General features: G+C 69.8%; 15 protein-coding genes. 12 read left to right on the forward strand and 3 right to left on the reverse strand.

Annotated features, from left to right (window positions below):
* Positions 1-21 precede the first annotated feature (21 nt).
* The 8 genes from AAHM41_RS06920 to AAHM41_RS06955 all read left to right on the forward strand — a co-directional run bounded on the left by AAHM41_RS06920 (position 22) and on the right by AAHM41_RS06955 (position 7,657).
* Positions 22-963 (forward strand): ABC transporter permease, encoded by a 942-nt coding sequence (locus AAHM41_RS06920; RefSeq protein ID WP_342235787.1) that lies wholly within the window; start codon positions 22-24, stop codon positions 961-963.
* Entirely contained in the window at positions 963-1,832 is an 870-nt protein-coding gene (locus AAHM41_RS06925; RefSeq protein WP_342235788.1) for an ABC transporter permease, read from the forward strand. The genes AAHM41_RS06920 and AAHM41_RS06925 overlap by 1 nt, the downstream gene beginning before the upstream one ends.
* The gene (locus tag AAHM41_RS06930) at positions 1,832-2,986 is read left to right on the forward strand and encodes an amidohydrolase/deacetylase family metallohydrolase (RefSeq protein WP_342235789.1); all 1,155 of its coding nucleotides are present in this window, start codon (positions 1,832-1,834) and stop codon (positions 2,984-2,986) included. Before AAHM41_RS06925 ends, AAHM41_RS06930 begins: the two co-directional genes overlap by 1 nt.
* Positions 2,983-3,996, forward strand: coding sequence for an ABC transporter ATP-binding protein (locus AAHM41_RS06935; RefSeq protein WP_342235790.1), 1,014 nt, complete (start codon positions 2,983-2,985; stop codon positions 3,994-3,996). Before AAHM41_RS06930 ends, AAHM41_RS06935 begins: the two co-directional genes overlap by 4 nt.
* A complete protein-coding gene (locus tag AAHM41_RS06940; protein ID WP_342235791.1) occupies positions 3,993-5,000 on the forward strand; it encodes an ABC transporter ATP-binding protein in 1,008 nt (335 codons plus the stop codon). Before AAHM41_RS06935 ends, AAHM41_RS06940 begins: the two co-directional genes overlap by 4 nt.
* A gap of 2 nt (positions 5,001-5,002) precedes the next feature.
* A complete protein-coding gene (locus tag AAHM41_RS06945) occupies positions 5,003-5,470 on the forward strand; it encodes a RidA family protein (RefSeq protein ID WP_342235823.1) in 468 nt (155 codons plus the stop codon).
* Positions 5,471-5,698: 228 nt separating this feature from the next.
* Positions 5,699-6,808: a carbohydrate ABC transporter permease gene (locus AAHM41_RS06950; RefSeq protein ID WP_342235792.1), complete on the forward strand. Its 1,110-nt coding sequence runs from the start codon at positions 5,699-5,701 to the stop codon at positions 6,806-6,808.
* A 9-nt stretch (positions 6,809-6,817) separates the two neighbouring features.
* Positions 6,818-7,657: a carbohydrate ABC transporter permease gene (locus AAHM41_RS06955; RefSeq protein WP_342235793.1), complete on the forward strand. Its 840-nt coding sequence runs from the start codon at positions 6,818-6,820 to the stop codon at positions 7,655-7,657.
* A 154-nt stretch (positions 7,658-7,811) separates the two neighbouring features.
* Here AAHM41_RS06955 and AAHM41_RS06960 read toward each other — a convergent pair whose 3' ends face one another.
* Entirely contained in the window at positions 7,812-9,302 is a 1,491-nt protein-coding gene (locus AAHM41_RS06960; RefSeq protein ID WP_342235794.1) for an MDR family MFS transporter, read from the reverse strand.
* A gap of 203 nt (positions 9,303-9,505) precedes the next feature.
* Between AAHM41_RS06960 and AAHM41_RS06965 the strand changes: the two genes are divergently transcribed.
* Positions 9,506-10,093, forward strand: coding sequence for a septation protein A (locus AAHM41_RS06965; RefSeq protein WP_342235795.1), 588 nt, complete (start codon positions 9,506-9,508; stop codon positions 10,091-10,093).
* Between the two features lie 2 nt (positions 10,094-10,095).
* Positions 10,096-10,779, forward strand: a complete 684-nt coding sequence (locus tag AAHM41_RS06970) for a pyrimidine 5'-nucleotidase (RefSeq protein WP_342235824.1) — start codon at positions 10,096-10,098, stop codon at positions 10,777-10,779.
* 9 nt (positions 10,780-10,788) lie between these two features.
* Here the strand turns inward: AAHM41_RS06970 and AAHM41_RS06975 are convergent, their stop codons facing one another.
* Positions 10,789-11,241, reverse strand: coding sequence for a DUF2147 domain-containing protein (locus AAHM41_RS06975; protein ID WP_342235796.1), 453 nt, complete (start codon positions 11,239-11,241; stop codon positions 10,789-10,791).
* A gap of 201 nt (positions 11,242-11,442) precedes the next feature.
* Between AAHM41_RS06975 and leuC the strand changes: the two genes are divergently transcribed.
* Positions 11,443-12,849: a 3-isopropylmalate dehydratase large subunit gene (gene leuC, locus AAHM41_RS06980; protein WP_342235797.1), complete on the forward strand. Its 1,407-nt coding sequence runs from the start codon at positions 11,443-11,445 to the stop codon at positions 12,847-12,849.
* 205 nt (positions 12,850-13,054) lie between these two features.
* On the opposite strand, the gene AAHM41_RS06985 is transcribed toward leuC, so the two are convergent.
* A complete protein-coding gene (locus AAHM41_RS06985) occupies positions 13,055-13,651 on the reverse strand; it encodes a YqgE/AlgH family protein (RefSeq protein WP_342235798.1) in 597 nt (198 codons plus the stop codon).
* 118 nt (positions 13,652-13,769) lie between these two features.
* Between AAHM41_RS06985 and AAHM41_RS06990 the strand changes: the two genes are divergently transcribed.
* Positions 13,770-15,890: a protein-disulfide reductase DsbD family protein gene (locus AAHM41_RS06990; protein ID WP_342235799.1), complete on the forward strand. Its 2,121-nt coding sequence runs from the start codon at positions 13,770-13,772 to the stop codon at positions 15,888-15,890.
* Positions 15,891-15,911 lie beyond the last annotated feature (21 nt).

Consider the following 15,911-nt stretch of genomic DNA (forward strand, 5'->3'; position numbering starts at 1 on the left):
CTCTCGGAGCTCGCTAGCCTCATGCTCTCCTACATCGTCAATCGCCTGATCGGCATGGTCGCGGTGATGTTCATCGTGGCGACGGTCGTCTTCATCATCATCCGGGTGACGCCGGGCGACCCCGCCGCGGTGATGCTCGGCCCCGACGCGCAGCCCTCGGATGTCGTCGAGCTGCGGGCCAAGCTCGGCCTCGACCAGCCGCTGCCGGTGCAATATGTCGGCTGGCTCGGCCAGATCGCGGTCGGCGATCTCGGCCAGTCGATCTTCCTGAACCAGCCGGTGCTGAGCGCGATCGGCGACCGGGCCGAGCCGACGCTGATGCTGACCCTGCTGTCGATGCTGATCGCGGTGGCCATCGCGCTGCCGGTCGGCATCGCCTCGGCGGTGTGGCGCGGCTCGTTGCTCGACCAGTCGGTGCTGACCGTGTCGATGTTCACCGCCAGCATTCCCAGCTTCTGGCTGGGCCTGATCCTGATGCAGATCTTCTCGGTCAAGCTCGGCTGGTTCCCGGTCGCCGGCTATGGCGGGCCGGGCGCCAGCTTCCTCGACCGGATGAGCCATCTGGTGCTGCCGGCGATCGTGCTCGGGCTCGTCAACTCCGCCCTGATCACCCGCTTCACCCGGGCCAGCATGCTGGACGTGCTGAACGACGACTATGTCCGCACGGCCCGGGCCAAGGGCCTGCCGGAGCGGAAGGTGGTGCTGAAGCATGCGCTGAAGAACGCGCTGATCCCGATCCTGACCGTGATCGGCCTGACCACTGCGCTGCTGGTCTCCGGCGCCGTCGTGACCGAGACGGTGTTCGGCCTGCCCGGGGTCGGCAATCTCGTGGTGAACGGCGTGCTGCGGCGCGACTACCCGGTGATCCAGGGCGCGCTGCTGGTGATCGCGGCGCTCTACGTCCTGATCAACCTCGTCATCGACCTGCTCTATCTCTTCGTCGACCCCAGGGTGCGCACCTGATGGCCGCCACCGGTTCCGTCTCGGTCGCCGGCGAGCGCATGAAGCTCGCCCGCCTGCTGGTTCGCCGCAAGACCGCGCTGATCGGGCTGATCATCCTGGTCGTGCTGGTCCTGGCCGCGGCCTTCGCGCCGTACATCACCGGCTACGCGCCACAGAAGTTGTCGATCGTGAACCGGCTGAAACCGCCCAGCACTGCGCATTGGTTCGGCACCGACGAGTTCGGCCGCGACGTCTTCACCCGCGCCGTCTACGGCGGCCGGCTGTCGCTGTTCGTCGGCTTCGCCGTGGTGATCCTGTCCTCGGTGCTGGGCATCGTGCTGGGCCTCGTCGCCGGCTTCTTCCGGCCGGCCGACAAGGTGGTGGCCCGGGTGATCGACGCCATGATGGCCTTCCCGGACATCCTGCTGGCGATCTCGCTGGTCGCGGCGCTGGGGCCGTCGCTGGTCAACGTCATCCTGGCGCTCGGCATCGTCTACACGCCGCGGCTGGCCCGCATCGTCCGCGCCTCGACCCTGGTGATCCGCGAGCTGCCCTTCGTCGAGGCGGCGCGGGCGCTCGGCGTCTCGACCTGGCGCATCGTCACCGCCCATGTCCTGCGCAACCTGTGGTCGCCGATCCTGGTGCAGGGCACCTTTATCTTCGCCTATGCCATTTTGGCCGAGGCCGGCCTGTCCTTCCTCGGCGTCGGCGTCTCGCCCGAAATCCCCACCTGGGGGACCATGATCAATGCCGGCCAGCAGTACATGGGCTCGGCCGACTGGATGATGGTCTTCCCCGGCCTCGCCATCGTGCTGTCGGTGGTGTCGCTGCAGATGGTCGGCGACGGCCTGCGCGACATCCTCGACCCCCGCCTGCGCAAGGAACTGTGATGCCCGTCCTGATCCGCGCCGCCCGCCCGGCCGGCTTCCCCGATCATCCCGGCGACACCCCGATCGACATCCTGATCGCCGACGGCCGTGTGGCCGCCGTAGGGCAGGGGATCGACGTCCCCGCCGAGGCCGAGATCGTCGACGCCCAGGGCGGCTGGGTGTCGCCCGGCTGGGCCGACCTGCACGCCCATGTCTATCACGGCGGCACCGACATCTCGATCCGCCCGTCCCAGGGCGGGCTGGCGCATGGCGTCACCACCATCGTCGACGCCGGGTCGGCCGGCGAGGGCAACTTCGTCGGCTTCCGCGAGTTCATCGCCGAGCCGGCGGCGGAGCGGGTGGTCGCCTTCCTCAACATCGGCTCGATCGGCCTCGTCGCCTGCAACCGGGTCAGCGAGCTGATCGACCAGCGCTCGATCGACATCACCCGCACGCTGAAGGTGATCGAGGCCAACCGCGACATCATCCGCGGCATCAAGTGCCGGGCCTGCAGCACAGTGACCGGCGCCTGGGGCATCACCCCGGTGAAGATCGCCAAGAAGGTGGCGAAGATCAGCGGCCTGCCGCTGATGGTCCATGTCGGCGAGCCGCCGCCGCTCTTGGAGGAGGTGCTGGAGGTGCTGACCCCCGGCGATGTCCTCACCCACTGCTTCCACGGCAAGCCGGGCGGCAACATCCTCGAAGACGAGGAGCTGTTCGGCATCGCCAGGCAGGTGGCCGAGGCTGGGGTGCGGCTCGATGTCGGGCATGGCGGCGCCTCCTTCTCCTTCAAGGTGGCGCGGGCCGGGATCGAGCGGGGCCTGCAGCCCTTCTCGATCTCCACCGACCTGCATCTGCGCTCGATCGAAGGCCCGGTCTGGGACATGGCGACCACCATGTCGAAGCTGCTGGCCGTCGGCATGCCCTTCGCCGAGGTGGTGGCCGCCGCCAGCACCCGCCCGCGCTCCGTGGTCGGGCTGCCGGCCGAGGGCAACCTGAAGGTGGGGGCGGAGGCGGATTTCACCGTCTTCGGGCTGGAGGATGCGTCGGTGACGCTGCCGGATTCCTCCGGCGACAGCGCCACGCTCGACAAGCTGTTCACGCCGCGCCATGCCATCCTCGGCACCAAGTCGGTCAGGGCGGCTCGTCTGTTCGATCCGGCAGTGCACGGATGAACGCCAGCAGCCGCGACATCGTCCTCGCGGTCGAGGATCTGCGGACCTGGTTCCACAGCCGGGACGGCATCGCCAAATCGGTCGACGGCGTGTCCTTCGACCTGGCGCGCGGCGAGACGCTGGCGATCGTCGGCGAATCCGGCTCCGGCAAGTCGGTCACCAGCCTGTCGATCATGGGCCTCCTGCCGAAGCCGGCGGGCCGGATCGAGAGCGGGGCCATCCGCTTCCGCGACCGCAAGGGCACGACGCACGACCTGGCGCACGCCTCCCAGGCGCTGCTGCGCAAGCTGCGCGGCGCCGAGATCGCGATGATCTTCCAGGAGCCGATGACCAGCCTGAACCCGCTGTTCACCGTCGGCGACCAGATCGCCGAGGCGGTGCAGCTGCATGAGGGCACCGGCCGGGCGAAGGCGATGGCGCGGGCGCGGGAGATGCTGGACCTGGTCGAGATCCCGGCGGCGGCGTCGCGGCTGAACGACTATCCGCACCAGATGTCGGGCGGCATGCGCCAGCGGGTGATGATCGCGCTGGCCCTGTCCTGCAACCCGTCGATGCTGATCGCGGACGAGCCGACCACGGCGCTGGACGTCACCATCCAGGCCCAGATCCTGGACCTGCTGCGCCGGCTGCAGGCCGAGATCGGCATGTCGATCCTGTTCGTCACCCACAATATGGGCGTGGTGGCCGAGATCGCGCAGCGCGTCGCCGTGATGTATGCCGGGCGGGTGGTGGAGGAGGCGCCGGTGCTCGACCTGTTCGACCGGCCGCGCCACCCCTACACCAGCGGCCTCCTGTCCTGCATCCCGAACGCCCGCACCGGCGGCCGGCACGACGACGCCCGACTGCAGCCGATCCCGGGCGCGGTGCCCAGCATCATGGCCCTGCCGCCCGGCTGCGCCTTCGCGCCGCGCTGCCCGCTGACCGAGACCGCCTGCGAGGCCGCCGTACCCGGCCTCGACGCGGTGCAGGCCGGCCACCGTTCCCGCTGCCGGAGGACCGACCAGCTGTGACCGCCGCCGCCCTCCGCACCGTGACCGATCCCGCCGCGCCGCTGCTCGACGTGCAGAACCTGTCGGTGCATTTCCCGATCGGCGGCGGCCGCGCCGTCCGCGCGGTCGAAAGCGTCAGCCTGTCGATCCGGCGCGGCAGCATCGTCGGCCTGGTCGGCGAATCCGGCTCCGGCAAGACCACCACCGGCCGTGCCATCCTGCGCCTGATCGAGCCGACCGGCGGCCGGGTGATGTTCGACGGCACCGACGTCACGGCCCTGCCGGAGAAGCAGTTCCGCGCCTGGCGCCGGCGCATGCAGATCGTGTTCCAGGACCCCTATGCCAGCCTCAACCCGCGGATGAGCGTGGCCGAGATCCTGGGCGAGGCGCTGGACACGCACGGCTTGGCCAGGGGCCGGCGCAGCCAGAGGATCGGCGAGCTCCTGGAGCGGGTCGGCCTCAACGCCGACCACCAGCGCCGCTTCCCGCATGAATTCTCCGGCGGCCAGCGCCAGCGCATCGGCATCGCCCGGGCCCTGGCGGTGGAGCCCGACTTCATCGTCGCCGACGAGCCGGTCTCGGCCCTCGACGTCTCGGTCCAGGCCCAGGTGCTGAACCTGATCCAGGACATCCAGCGCGACCTCGGCCTGACCCTGCTGTTCGTCGCCCACGACCTCGCCGTGGTCGACTATCTCTGCGACGAGATCGTGGTGATGTATCTGGGCCGGATCATGGAGAAGGGGCCGACCCGGCTGGTCTACGACCGGCCGCGCCACCCCTACACCCGCGCGCTGCTGTCGGCCGCGCCGGTGCCGGACCCGCGGGCCAAGCGTGACCGCATCATCCTGAAGGGCGACATCCCGAGCCCGATCGCCCCGCCCTCCGGCTGCGTCTTCCGCACCCGCTGCCCGATGGCGGTGGAGGCCTGCGCCCAGGCGGTGCCGCCCTTGGCGCAGCGCGAGCCCGGGCGCTTCGTCGCCTGCATCCGCGACGCCGAACTGAACGACCAAACGACGACGGATTGACCATGCCCAACGTCTACGACCGCCTTGCCGCGCTCGGCATCACGCTGCCCAAGGCGCCGCCGCCGGTCGCGAATTTCGAGACCCATCGCATCGCGGGCCAGCTCTTGTTCCTGTCCGGCCAGGGCCCGTCCGAGGCCGACGGCTTCATGCATCGCGGCAAGGTGGGCGCCACGGTCGATCGCGAGACGGCCTATCGCCATGCCCGGCTGACCGGGATCAACCTGATCGCGGTGATGCAGGAGGCGCTGGGCGACCTCAACCGCATCACCGGCATCGTCAAGCTGCTCGGCATGGTCAACGCCGTGCCGGAATTCGAGCATCATCCGGAGGTGATCAACGGCTGCTCCGACCTGTTCGTCGAGCTGTTCGGGCCGGAGATCGGGCGCCATGCCCGCTCCGCCGTCGGCATGGGGTCGCTGCCGCGCCAGATCACCGTCGAGATCGAAGCCGTCGTCGAATTCGCGCGGTGATGCCGATGGACCGCATGCGCACCGCCACGCACCCGCGTTTCGGCGCGGTTCCCCCTCACCCTCCCGCCGCCTTCGGCGTCGGGTCCTTCCCTCTCCCCGAGGAGAGGGGATACGTTTCGCCTCTCCCTCGGGGAGAGGTCGGAACCGCAAAGCGGTTCCGGGTGAGGGGGCGGCTCCGGCCTCGCCACATGTCCGAGTGCCTCTGCCATTGACTTCGGGGAGGACCCCATGACCGTCGCCACCTCGACCCCCGCCCCGGCCGCCCGCGCCGCCAAGCCGGCCGTCTCCCGCCTCAGCCGGCAGCGCATCCGCGCCGCCTGGATGTTCCTGGCCCCGATGCTGGTGGTGCTGGCGCTGGTCGCCGGCTGGCCGCTGGTGCGGACCATCGCGCTGAGCTTCACCGACGCGACGCTGAAGGCCGAGCAGCCGACCCGCCTGGTCGGCTTCGACAACTACCTGTTCTACGGCCCGAACCGCGCCGACTGGGACGCCTCCCTTGGCGGCTACTACGTGTTCTACGACCCCAAGGGCACCAACCTGGTGTGGAAGCCGGAGGAGGGCAAGTTCTGGGACATCGACCAGAACAAGCCGGTCGATTACGACGTCGACACCAGCGGCATCTTCAGCTGGCAGGGGCTGCTGGTCGACCCGGTGTGGTGGCGGTCGGCCTGGAACACCATCCTGTTCACCGTGGTCTCGGTCACCATCGAGACCATCCTCGGCCTCGTCGTCGCCATGACGCTGAACGCCCATATGCCGGGGCGCGGGCTGCTCAGGGCCGCGGTGCTGATCCCCTGGGCCATCCCCACCATCGTCTCGGCCAAGATGTGGGGCTGGATGCTGAACGACCAGTACGGCGTGATCAACGAAGTGCTGCTGTCGCTCGGCCTGATCTCGACCCGCATCGCCTGGACCGCCGACCCGACCCTGTCGCTGGCCTCGGTGATCGCGGTCGACGTGTGGAAGACCACGCCGTTCATGACGCTGCTGATCCTGGCCGCGCTGCAGATGCTGCCGGGCGAGGTGTATGAGGCGGCGAAGGTCGACGGCATCCGGCCCTGGAAGGTCTTCACCCGCATCACCCTGCCGCTGATCTGGCCGGCGCTGATGGTGGCGATCCTGTTCCGGGCGCTGGATTCGCTGCGGGTGTTCGACCTGATCTACGTGCTGACCTCGAACAGCATCAACACCATGAGCATGTCGGTCTTCGCCCGGCAGCAGAGCATCGATTTCGGCAATGTCGGCTTCGGCTCCGCCGCCTCGACCCTGCTGTTCCTGATCATCGCCGTGCTCGCCGCCCTGTGGATGGTGGCGGGCCGCGTGCGCTTCGACAAATAGGGGGCGGCCATGACCAGAGCATCCAAGCGCCGCGTCGGCCGCAGCCTGTTCTATGTGCTGGTGGCGGCGATCATCGTCTACACGGTGTTCCCGTTCTACTGGGCGGTGATCTCGTCGCTGAAGAGCGGCCAGCAGCTGTTCGGCACCGACCTGGTGCCGCCCTCGCCCACGCTCGACAACTATGTCAGCGTGTTCCTCGAGCAGCCCTTCCTGACCAACATCGTCAACTCGCTGATCGTCGCCGGGTCGACCGTGCTGATCTGCCTGGCGCTGTCGGTCAGCGCCGCCTATGCGCTGGGCCGGGTGCGGTTTCGCGGCCGCAGCACCATCCTGATGCTGACCCTGGCGGTGTCGATGTTCCCGCAGGTGGCGGTGCTGACCGGGCTGTTCGAGCTGGTGCGCTGGGCCGGCCTCTACAACCAGCTCGGCTCGCTGATCGTCAGCTACATGATCTTCACCCTGCCCTTCTCGGTCTGGGTGCTGACCACCTTCATGCGCGAGCTGCCGCGCGAGTTGGAGGAGGCGGCGATCGTCGACGGCGCCAGGCCCTGGCAGATCCTGGTGCGGGTGTTCCTGCCGCTGCTCGGCCCGGCGCTGGCGACCACCGGCCTGCTGGCCTTCATCGCCGCCTGGAACGAGTTCCTGTTCGCCCTGACCTTCACCCTGACCAACGAGGTGCGGACGGTACCGGTGGCGATCGCCCTGATCTCCGGCGCCACCCAGTTCGACATCCCCTGGGGCAACATCATGGCGGCATCGGTCGTTGTGACCGTGCCGCTGATCGTGCTGGTGATGATCTTCCAGCGCCGCATCGTCTCCGGCCTCACCGCCGGCGCGGTGAAGGGGTAGCCAGAGGAATGCATCCCGGCGCCCGGGAAAGGGCGGCGCCGGGATGCGATACGCAGGTCGGTTTGGAGGATTAGGATGTTATGCGCTGCGTCCGCGTCAGGAAAGGACAATCGTCCTCAATCCTGAGACGATTCGGCGGCAGAAGCCCCTCACTTCACTCGACCAGCGCTTCCTTGGCGTGCTGGGCCGCACCGCTGCGCAGCGGCCGCTCCTCCATCAGCAGCAGCCAGACGAAGCCGAGGGCAAGGCCCGCGGCGGATGCCAGGAACATCCAGTGGAAGGCGCCGACCAGCCCGTCGCGCATCGCCGGGGTGAGATCGCCCAGGTTCTCCGGCGACCGGCCGTCGCCGCCGATGGCGCCGAGCACGATGGCGCCGAAGCCGGCGACGACGATGGCGCTGCCGAGCGAGCGGAAGAAGTTCATGCAGCCGGTGGCGGTGCCGAGCTGGTGCATCGCCACCGCATTCTGGATCGAGATGGTGGTGACCGGCAGCACGGTGCCGAGGCCGAGGCCGATGGCGGCGAGCGCGACCTCGATCAGCCACAGCGGCAGGCCGTCCGGATGGGCGGCGAGCCCGACCAGCGCCACGGCGGCGATCACCAGCCCGACCAGCGGCGTGCGCTTGTAATGGGTCATCCGCGCCATGAAGCGGCCGGCGATGTTGGCGCCGGTCACCGTGCCGGCCATCAGCGGGATCAGCGCCAGGCCGGAGTTGCTGGCCGAAAGGCCGGCCACGCCTTCGAGATAGACCGGGACGTAGATCGACAGGCCGATGAAGCTGCCCATGACGCAGAAGGCGGCGGCGGTGCCGGTGCCGACCACCGGGTTGAACATCACCGCCAGCGGGATCAGCGGCTCGGCCGCGGTCAGCAGCCGGGCGGCGAACAGTACCCAGAGCACGAGCGAGACGCCGAACAGGCCCAGCACCTCGGCCGAATCCCAAGGATAGCGCACGCCGCCCCAGGTCAGGGCCAGCATCACCGCCACGGTGGCGCCGACCATCAGCACCGCGCCGAGCACGTCGAGCTTGTGCCGGCGGTCGTGCCGCGGCAGGCGGCGCAGCGCGCCCCAGACCATCCAGAAGGCGCCGAGGCCGAGCGGCAGGTTGATCCAGAAGATCACCGACCAGTGCAGGTGGTCGGCGAACAGGCCGCCCAGCACCGGCCCGACCACGCTGGAGGTGACGAAGACGCTGGCGATGTAGCCCTGGTAGCGTCCGCGCTCCTTCGGCGAGACCACGTCGGCGATGATGGTCTGGGCCAGCGAGATCAGCCCGCCGCCGCCCAGCCCCTGCAGCGCCCGGGCCAGGATCAGCGCCAGCATGGTCGGCGCCAGGGCGCAGGCGACCGACCCGATGATGAACACGCTGATGCTGACCAGGAGCGTGATGCGCCGGCCGTGGATGTCGCTCAACTTGCCATAGAGCGGGGTCACCGCGGTGGCGGCCAGGAGATAGGCGCTGACCACCCAGGACAGGTGCTCGACGTCGCCAAGCTCCTGCCCGATGGTCGGCAGTGCCGTGGCCACGATGGTCTGGTCGAGCGCCGCCAGCAGCATCGCCAGCATGATGCCGATGATGATCGAGCGGATGGTGGCGTGGTCGAGCGGCGCCGGGGCGGCGACCGCCGGACTGTGTGCGGACATGATGCGGCGTTCCGAAGGCGGGGGCCGAATGGATTGGGCCGGCGGCGGCGAAGCGCCCCGAACCCCTTAACCTTCGCCCCCGGCACTTGTCATACAAGAGCGCTGTCGGCAGTGCTGCCATCGTCTCGCGGCATGGGCGCATGCGGCGTCGCATCCCGCCGATCCCAGTTTCCCGGGGGCGGCACTTGGTCTAGGGTGCGGCCATGATCGACCAGACCGACACGCAGGCCGTCGCCAAGGCCGAGAAGGCCCCGTTCCTGCGCCTCGCGCTCGAGGCCGGGCCGCTGCTGCTGTTCTTCATCGCCAACCAGGCGGCCGGCATCATGCCGGCGACCGCGGTGTTCATGGCGGCGACCGTGGTGGCGGTGGTGCTGTCGGTGCGGCTGGAGAAGCGCTGGCCGATCATGCCGATGGTCGGATGCGTCTTCGTGCTGATCTTCGGCGGGCTGACGCTGTGGCTCGAGAACGACCTGTTCATCAAGCTGAAGCCGACCGTGGTGAACCTGCTGTTCGCGGCGATCCTGTTCACCGGCCTGGCCACCGGCCGCAACTTCCTGAAGCTGATGATGGGCTCGGTGTTCGAGCTGACCGACGAGGGCTGGCGCAGCCTGACCTGGCGCTGGGCGGTGTTCTTCGTCGTGCTGGCGGCGGTCAACGAGATCGTCTGGCGCAACTTCTCGACCGAGTTCTGGGCCGGGTTCAAGCTGTTCGGCATCCTGCCGCTGACCCTGGTCTTCGCCATGGCGCAGATGCCGCTCCTGATGCGGCATCAGGTCAAGACGGCGGATTGACCGTGCAGCCGGCCGATGCCCTGCACCATGTCGAGCACTGGGTGTTCGACCTGGACAACACCCTCTACCCCGCCCGCAGCAACCTGTTCGCCCAGATCGACCGGCGCATGGGCGAGTACATCCGGTCGCATTACGACCTGCCGGAGGCCGAGGCCAAGGCGCTGCAGAAGCGGCTGTTCCGCGACTACGGCACCACGCTCCGCGGCCTGATGAACGAGCGCGCGGTCGACCCCGGCCCGTTCCTGGAATTCGTCCACGACATCGACATCTCGGCGATCGGGCCGAGCCCGACCCTGGCGGCGGCGCTGGCCGACCTGCCGGGCCGCAAGATCGTGTTCACCAACGGCTCGGTCCGCCATGCCGAGCGGGTGCTGTCCCGGCTCGGCGTGGTGGCGCAGTTCGACGGCATCTTCGACATCGTCGCCGCCGACTATGTGCCGAAGCCCGATCCCGGCCCCTACCGGGCGATGCTCGACCTGTACGGGCTGGCGCCGGGGTCCACCGCGATGGTCGAGGACATGGCCCGCAACCTGCTGCCGGCGCATCAGCTGGGCATGACCACGGTGTGGGTGCGCACCCCGTCCGACTGGGGCCAGCCTTTGCCCGGCGACGGCCATATCGACATCGCCGTCGACGACACGGCGGAGTGGCTGGCCGCGGTGGCCGCGGCGCGGCGGACTCTCTAGCCGCTCAAATCATCCGCACGCCTTGAAGCTGCCCGGCTGCTGTCGGGTCCAGGTGTCGGTGCGGCCGAGCAGGCTGATGCCGACATAGCCGCGCAGGTCCAGCGTGTCCGGCCCGGTCAGGTGCATCTTGGCGTCGTAGGTCTTGCCGCTCTTCGGGTCGTAGATCGTGCCGTCCTCCCACTCCGTGTCGGAGACCTGGGAGAAGCTGTGCAGCATGATCAGCTTGCACAGCGGCTTGCTGCGCTTGCTCTCGTCCGGGTTGTTCACATCGGTGGCCGGGGCGTCCGGCGGCAGGCCGGCGATCAGGCCGCAGATGCCGTTGCTGCAGTCGGTGATCTGGATCACCGAGCGGCCGTCCCCGGTGCGCCAGAAGCCTTTGATCCCGCCATCGGCGGCGGAGGCGGCCGGGGCCGCCAGGACGGCGGCGAGGCCGAGGGCGAGGACGGCGCTGCGGATGGTCATGGGCACTCCCATATCTGTCCTGTTGCTTCTCCGTCGAGGATGCGGCCGGACCGGAATCCTGTCCATCGTCCCGATTTGCACCGCGGGGAGGGTGACAACTTTGAAATTATTCCAGCTTTTGCCTCGGTTTGCCCTCGGCTATGGTCCAGCGTCGGCCGAAAGGGCCGCCGGCCGAAGAGCCGGATGACGGAGATGTGAGAGATGAGCGCGCCGCGGACACTGTTCGACAAGATCTGGGACAGCCATGTCGTCCACCGCCAGGATGACGGCACGTGCATCCTCTATATCGACCGCCACCTCGTGCATGAGGTGACCAGCCCGCAGGCCTTCGAAGGGCTGCGCATGGCCGGCCGCCGCGTGCGCCAGCCGCAGGCCACCTTGGCGGTGCCGGACCACAACGTGCCGACCAGCGACCGCGCCGGCGGCATCGCCGACGAGGAGAGCCGGATCCAGGTCGAGACGCTGGAGAAGAACGCCGCCGATTTCGGCGTGCCGATCTTCACCATGAACGACATCCGCCAGGGCGTGGTCCACATCATCGGGCCGGAGCAGGGCTTCACCCTGCCGGGCACCACCATCGTCTGCGGCGACAGCCACACCTCGACCCATGGCGCCTTCGGCGCGCTGGCCTTCGGCATCGGCACCAGCGAGGTCGAGCATGTACTGGCCACCCAGACGCTGCTGCAGAAGCCGGCCAAGAACATGCGGATCACGGTCGAGGGCGACCTGCCGCTCGGCGTGACCGCGAAGGATATGATCCTGGCGATCATCGGCACCATCGGCACCGCCGGCGGCACCGGCCATGTCATCGAATATGCCGGCGACGCCATCCGCGCCCTGTCGATGGAAGGCCGGATGACGGTCTGCAACATGTCGATCGAGGCCGGCGCCCGGGCCGGGCTGATCGCCCCGGACGACACCACCTTCGCCTATGTGAAGGGCCGGCCGCTGGCGCCGAAGGGCGCGGCCTGGGACCAGGCGGTCGAATACTGGCGTACCCTGCCGTCGGACCAGGGCGCCCGCTACGACCGCGAGGTCGTGCTGAAGGCCAGGGACATCGTGCCGATGGTGACCTGGGGCACCAGCCCTGAGGATGTGGCGCCGATCACCGGCATCGTGCCGGACCCGGACAAGGCGCCGGACGCCAACAAGGCCAGCGCCTGGCGCCGCAGCCTGGACTATATGGGCCTGAAGCCCGGCCAGCGCCTGAGCGAGGTGCCGGTCGACAAGGTCTTCATCGGCTCCTGCACCAACGGCCGGATCGAGGACCTGCGCGCCGCCGCCGCCGTGGCCCGCGGCCGGCACGTGGCCGGCACCGTCTACGCCATGATCGTCCCGGGCTCCGGCCTGGTGAAGGAGCAGGCCGAGGCCGAGGGGTTGGACCAGGTGTTCAAGGACGCCGGCTTCGACTGGCGCGAACCCGGTTGCTCGATGTGCCTGGCGATGAACGCCGACAAGCTGTCGCCGGGCGAGCGCTGCGCCTCGACCTCGAACCGCAACTTCGAGGGCCGTCAGGGCCGCGGCGGCCGCACCCACCTGGTCAGCCCGGCCATGGCCGCGGCGGCGGCGATCGCCGGCCACCTGACCGATGTGCGCGAGCTGAACTAGCCGCGTCCGCGCTCGCCGCTTTGCACTGTCCGGGCAGATTGATCGTGCGTTGCCTCTCCCGCCTGGCGGGAGAGGTCGGGCTCGCGCAGCGAGACAGGGTGAGGGCTGGTCCCGGCCTCGACAAAGCGCCCTCACCCGGAGCCGCTTCGCGTCTCCGACCTCTCCCGTAAACGGGAGAGGCAACCCGATTCAGCGATGCCGATCGCTAAGCGTGGCCTGCCTCACCCGACAGCATCATCGGGTCGACGCCGAGCTTGGCGATGGCGCGTTCCCACTTCACCGACAGGTCCTCGCCGAACAGGATGTCCGAATCGCAGGGCACGGTGAGCCAGCCATTGGCCTGGATCTCGGCGTCGAGCTGGCCGGCGCTCCAGCCGGCATAGCCGAGCGCCAGCAGGTGACGGCTGGGCCCGGTCCCGCCGGCGATCGCCTGCAGCACCTCGAGCGTCGAGGTCACCGCGACCTCGCCGACCACCACCGTCTTCTCGGCCCGGTAGTCGGTCGAGTGCAGCACGAAGCCGCGGCCCGATTCGACCGGGCCGCCGAACTGCACCCGGGTGCTGCCCAGGAGGTCGCCATGCGGGATGCCGAGCTGGTCGAGCAGGGTCGGGAAGTCGATGGACGACAGCGGCTTGTTGACCACCAGCCCCATTGCCCCCTGGTCGTTGTGGGCGCAGAGATAGATCACCGTGCGGGCGAAGGGCGGTGCGATCAGGGTCGGCATGGCGATCAGCAGCTGCCCCGCGAGGTAGCTGCCATCCGCCGGCACCTTGCCGCCCTTGGAGGATTTCGCCCGTCTCATCCCGCCCAATGCTCCGTCTTCCGTTTTTCGGCCGCGACAACAAGGCTAACCCGCGGCGATGTGGTTTCGAACGACTATATAGGCCAAAGAAAGGCAGTTTCATGGTGCCGGAGTTTCGATGATCGGTAGGCTCGCAGTCCTGACGGCTGCCGTGCTGGGCCTCGCCGCCCTGGCGGCGCCGAGTGCGGCCCGGGCGGCCGAGACGCCGTGGCAGACGACCAAGGGCGCGTCGGCGCGGCTGGTCACGGCGGTCGACGGCACCGGCACCCTGGCCGAGATCCCGGCCGGGCTGCACATCCGGCTGGACCCGCACTGGAAGACCTATTGGCGCTCCCCCGGCGATGCCGGGCTGCCGCCGGCGCTGGACTGGACGGGCTCGGCCAATCTCGGCACCGCGGCGCTGGCCTATCCGGCGCCGCACCGGTTCCAGCTGTTCGGCCTCGAGACCTACGGCTACGAGACCGAGGTGGTGTTCCCGCTGACCCTGCCGGTGGCGCAGCCGGGGCAGCCGCAGCACCTGGCCCTGGCCGCCACCGTGCTGGTGTGCAGCGACATCTGTATCCCGGCCAATTTCAGCTTCGCGCTCGACCTGCCGGCCGGCGCGGCGACGCCCGACCCGGACGCGGCCAACCTGATCGACCGCTACGCCAACACGGTGCCGGGCGACGGCAGCGCCGCCGGCCTCGCGATCGGTCCGGTCGCTGCCATCACCGCCGGCCCGAATGGCGGCTTGCGGATCGAGGCGACGGCGCGCGAGTCCTTTGAGGCGCCCGACATCTTCGTCGAGGGCGCACCCGGCGACGCCTTCGCCGCACCGCGCATCGCCACCAGCGAGGGCGGCCGCCGGCTGGTGGCCGAGATCGACCGGGTCCAGGCCGCGGCAGACCCGCCGGTGGCGTTGCCCGGCAGCCCGGTCGTCCTGACCCTGGTCGACGGGCCGCGCAGCGTCGAGGCCGAGGCGACGGTCGGCCCGGCAGTCGCCGCGGCGCCCGATGCCGCCGCCTGGCTGTCGATCCTGGGCGTGGCCCTGCTGGGCGGGCTGATCCTGAACCTGATGCCCTGCGTGCTGCCGGTTCTCTCGCTCAAGCTGCTGTCGATTGTCGGAGTCGGCGGCCGGACGCCGCGGTGGCAGCGGCTTGGCCTCCTGGCCACTGCCGGCGGCATCCTGGCCTCCTTCCTGGTGCTGGCCGCCGGCGCGGTCGGGCTGAAGGCGGCGGGCGCCTCGGTCGGCTGGGGCCTGCAGTTCCAGGAGCCGGTGTTCCTGGCGGCGATGGCGGTGATCGTCACCCTATTCGGCTGCAACCTGCTGGGCTTGTTCGAGGTCACCCTGCCCGGCCGCGCCATGGACGCCGCAGCCCGCGCCAGCGGCGCCGGCCGGCCGGAGAAGCATGGGCTCGCCGGCCCGTTCCTGACCGGCGCCTTCGCCACCCTGCTGGCCACCCCCTGCTCCGCCCCCTTCGTCGGCACCGCGCTGGGCTTTGCCCTGTCGCGCGGGCCGGCCGAGATCGGCGCGATCTTCGCCGCGCTCGGCCTCGGCATGGCCCTGCCCTATCTGCTGATCGCCGCCGTGCCCGGCCTGGCCCGGCTGCTGCCACGCCCCGGACGCTGGATGGTCTGGATCAAGGCCGTGCTCGGCCTCGCCCTGTTCGGCACGGCCGTGTGGCTGCTCTCTGTTCTCGCCGTGCAGGTGCCGCCGGCCGCGGCCGGCGTGGTGGCGGCGGTGCTGGCGGCGATCGTGCTGGTGTTGTGGCTGCGGCGGCGCGGCGGCATCGCGGTCCGGCGCCTCGGCGCCGTCGTCGCCGCGGTGCTGGCCATCGCGGCGGTGCTGCTGCCGCTGCGCTTCGACCGGCCCGACGCGGCGGCGGCGCAGGCGGCCTCTTCGATTCCCTGGGTGCGGTTCGACCGGGCCGCGATCCCCGGGCTGGTGCGCGAGGGCAAGGTGGTGTTCGTCGACGTCACCGCCGACTGGTGCCTGACCTGCAAGGTCAACAAGCTCTTGGTGATCAACCGCGACCCGGTGGCCGCGGCCCTCGGCGAGGCCGGGGTGGCGCCGCTGCTGGCCGACTGGACCAATCCCGACCAGGGCATCGCCGACTACCTTGCGGCGCATGGCCGCTACGGCATACCGTTCAACGCCGTGTACGGGCCGGGGGCGCCGGACGGGATCCTGCTGCCGGAGCTGCTGAGCACCGAGGCGGTTCTGGACGCCCTGAAGCAGGCCCGCGGCGCGAGCTCATAACATCCGGCCGGCACAGGCCGG

Source organism: Inquilinus sp. OTU3971 (assembly GCF_038440215.1).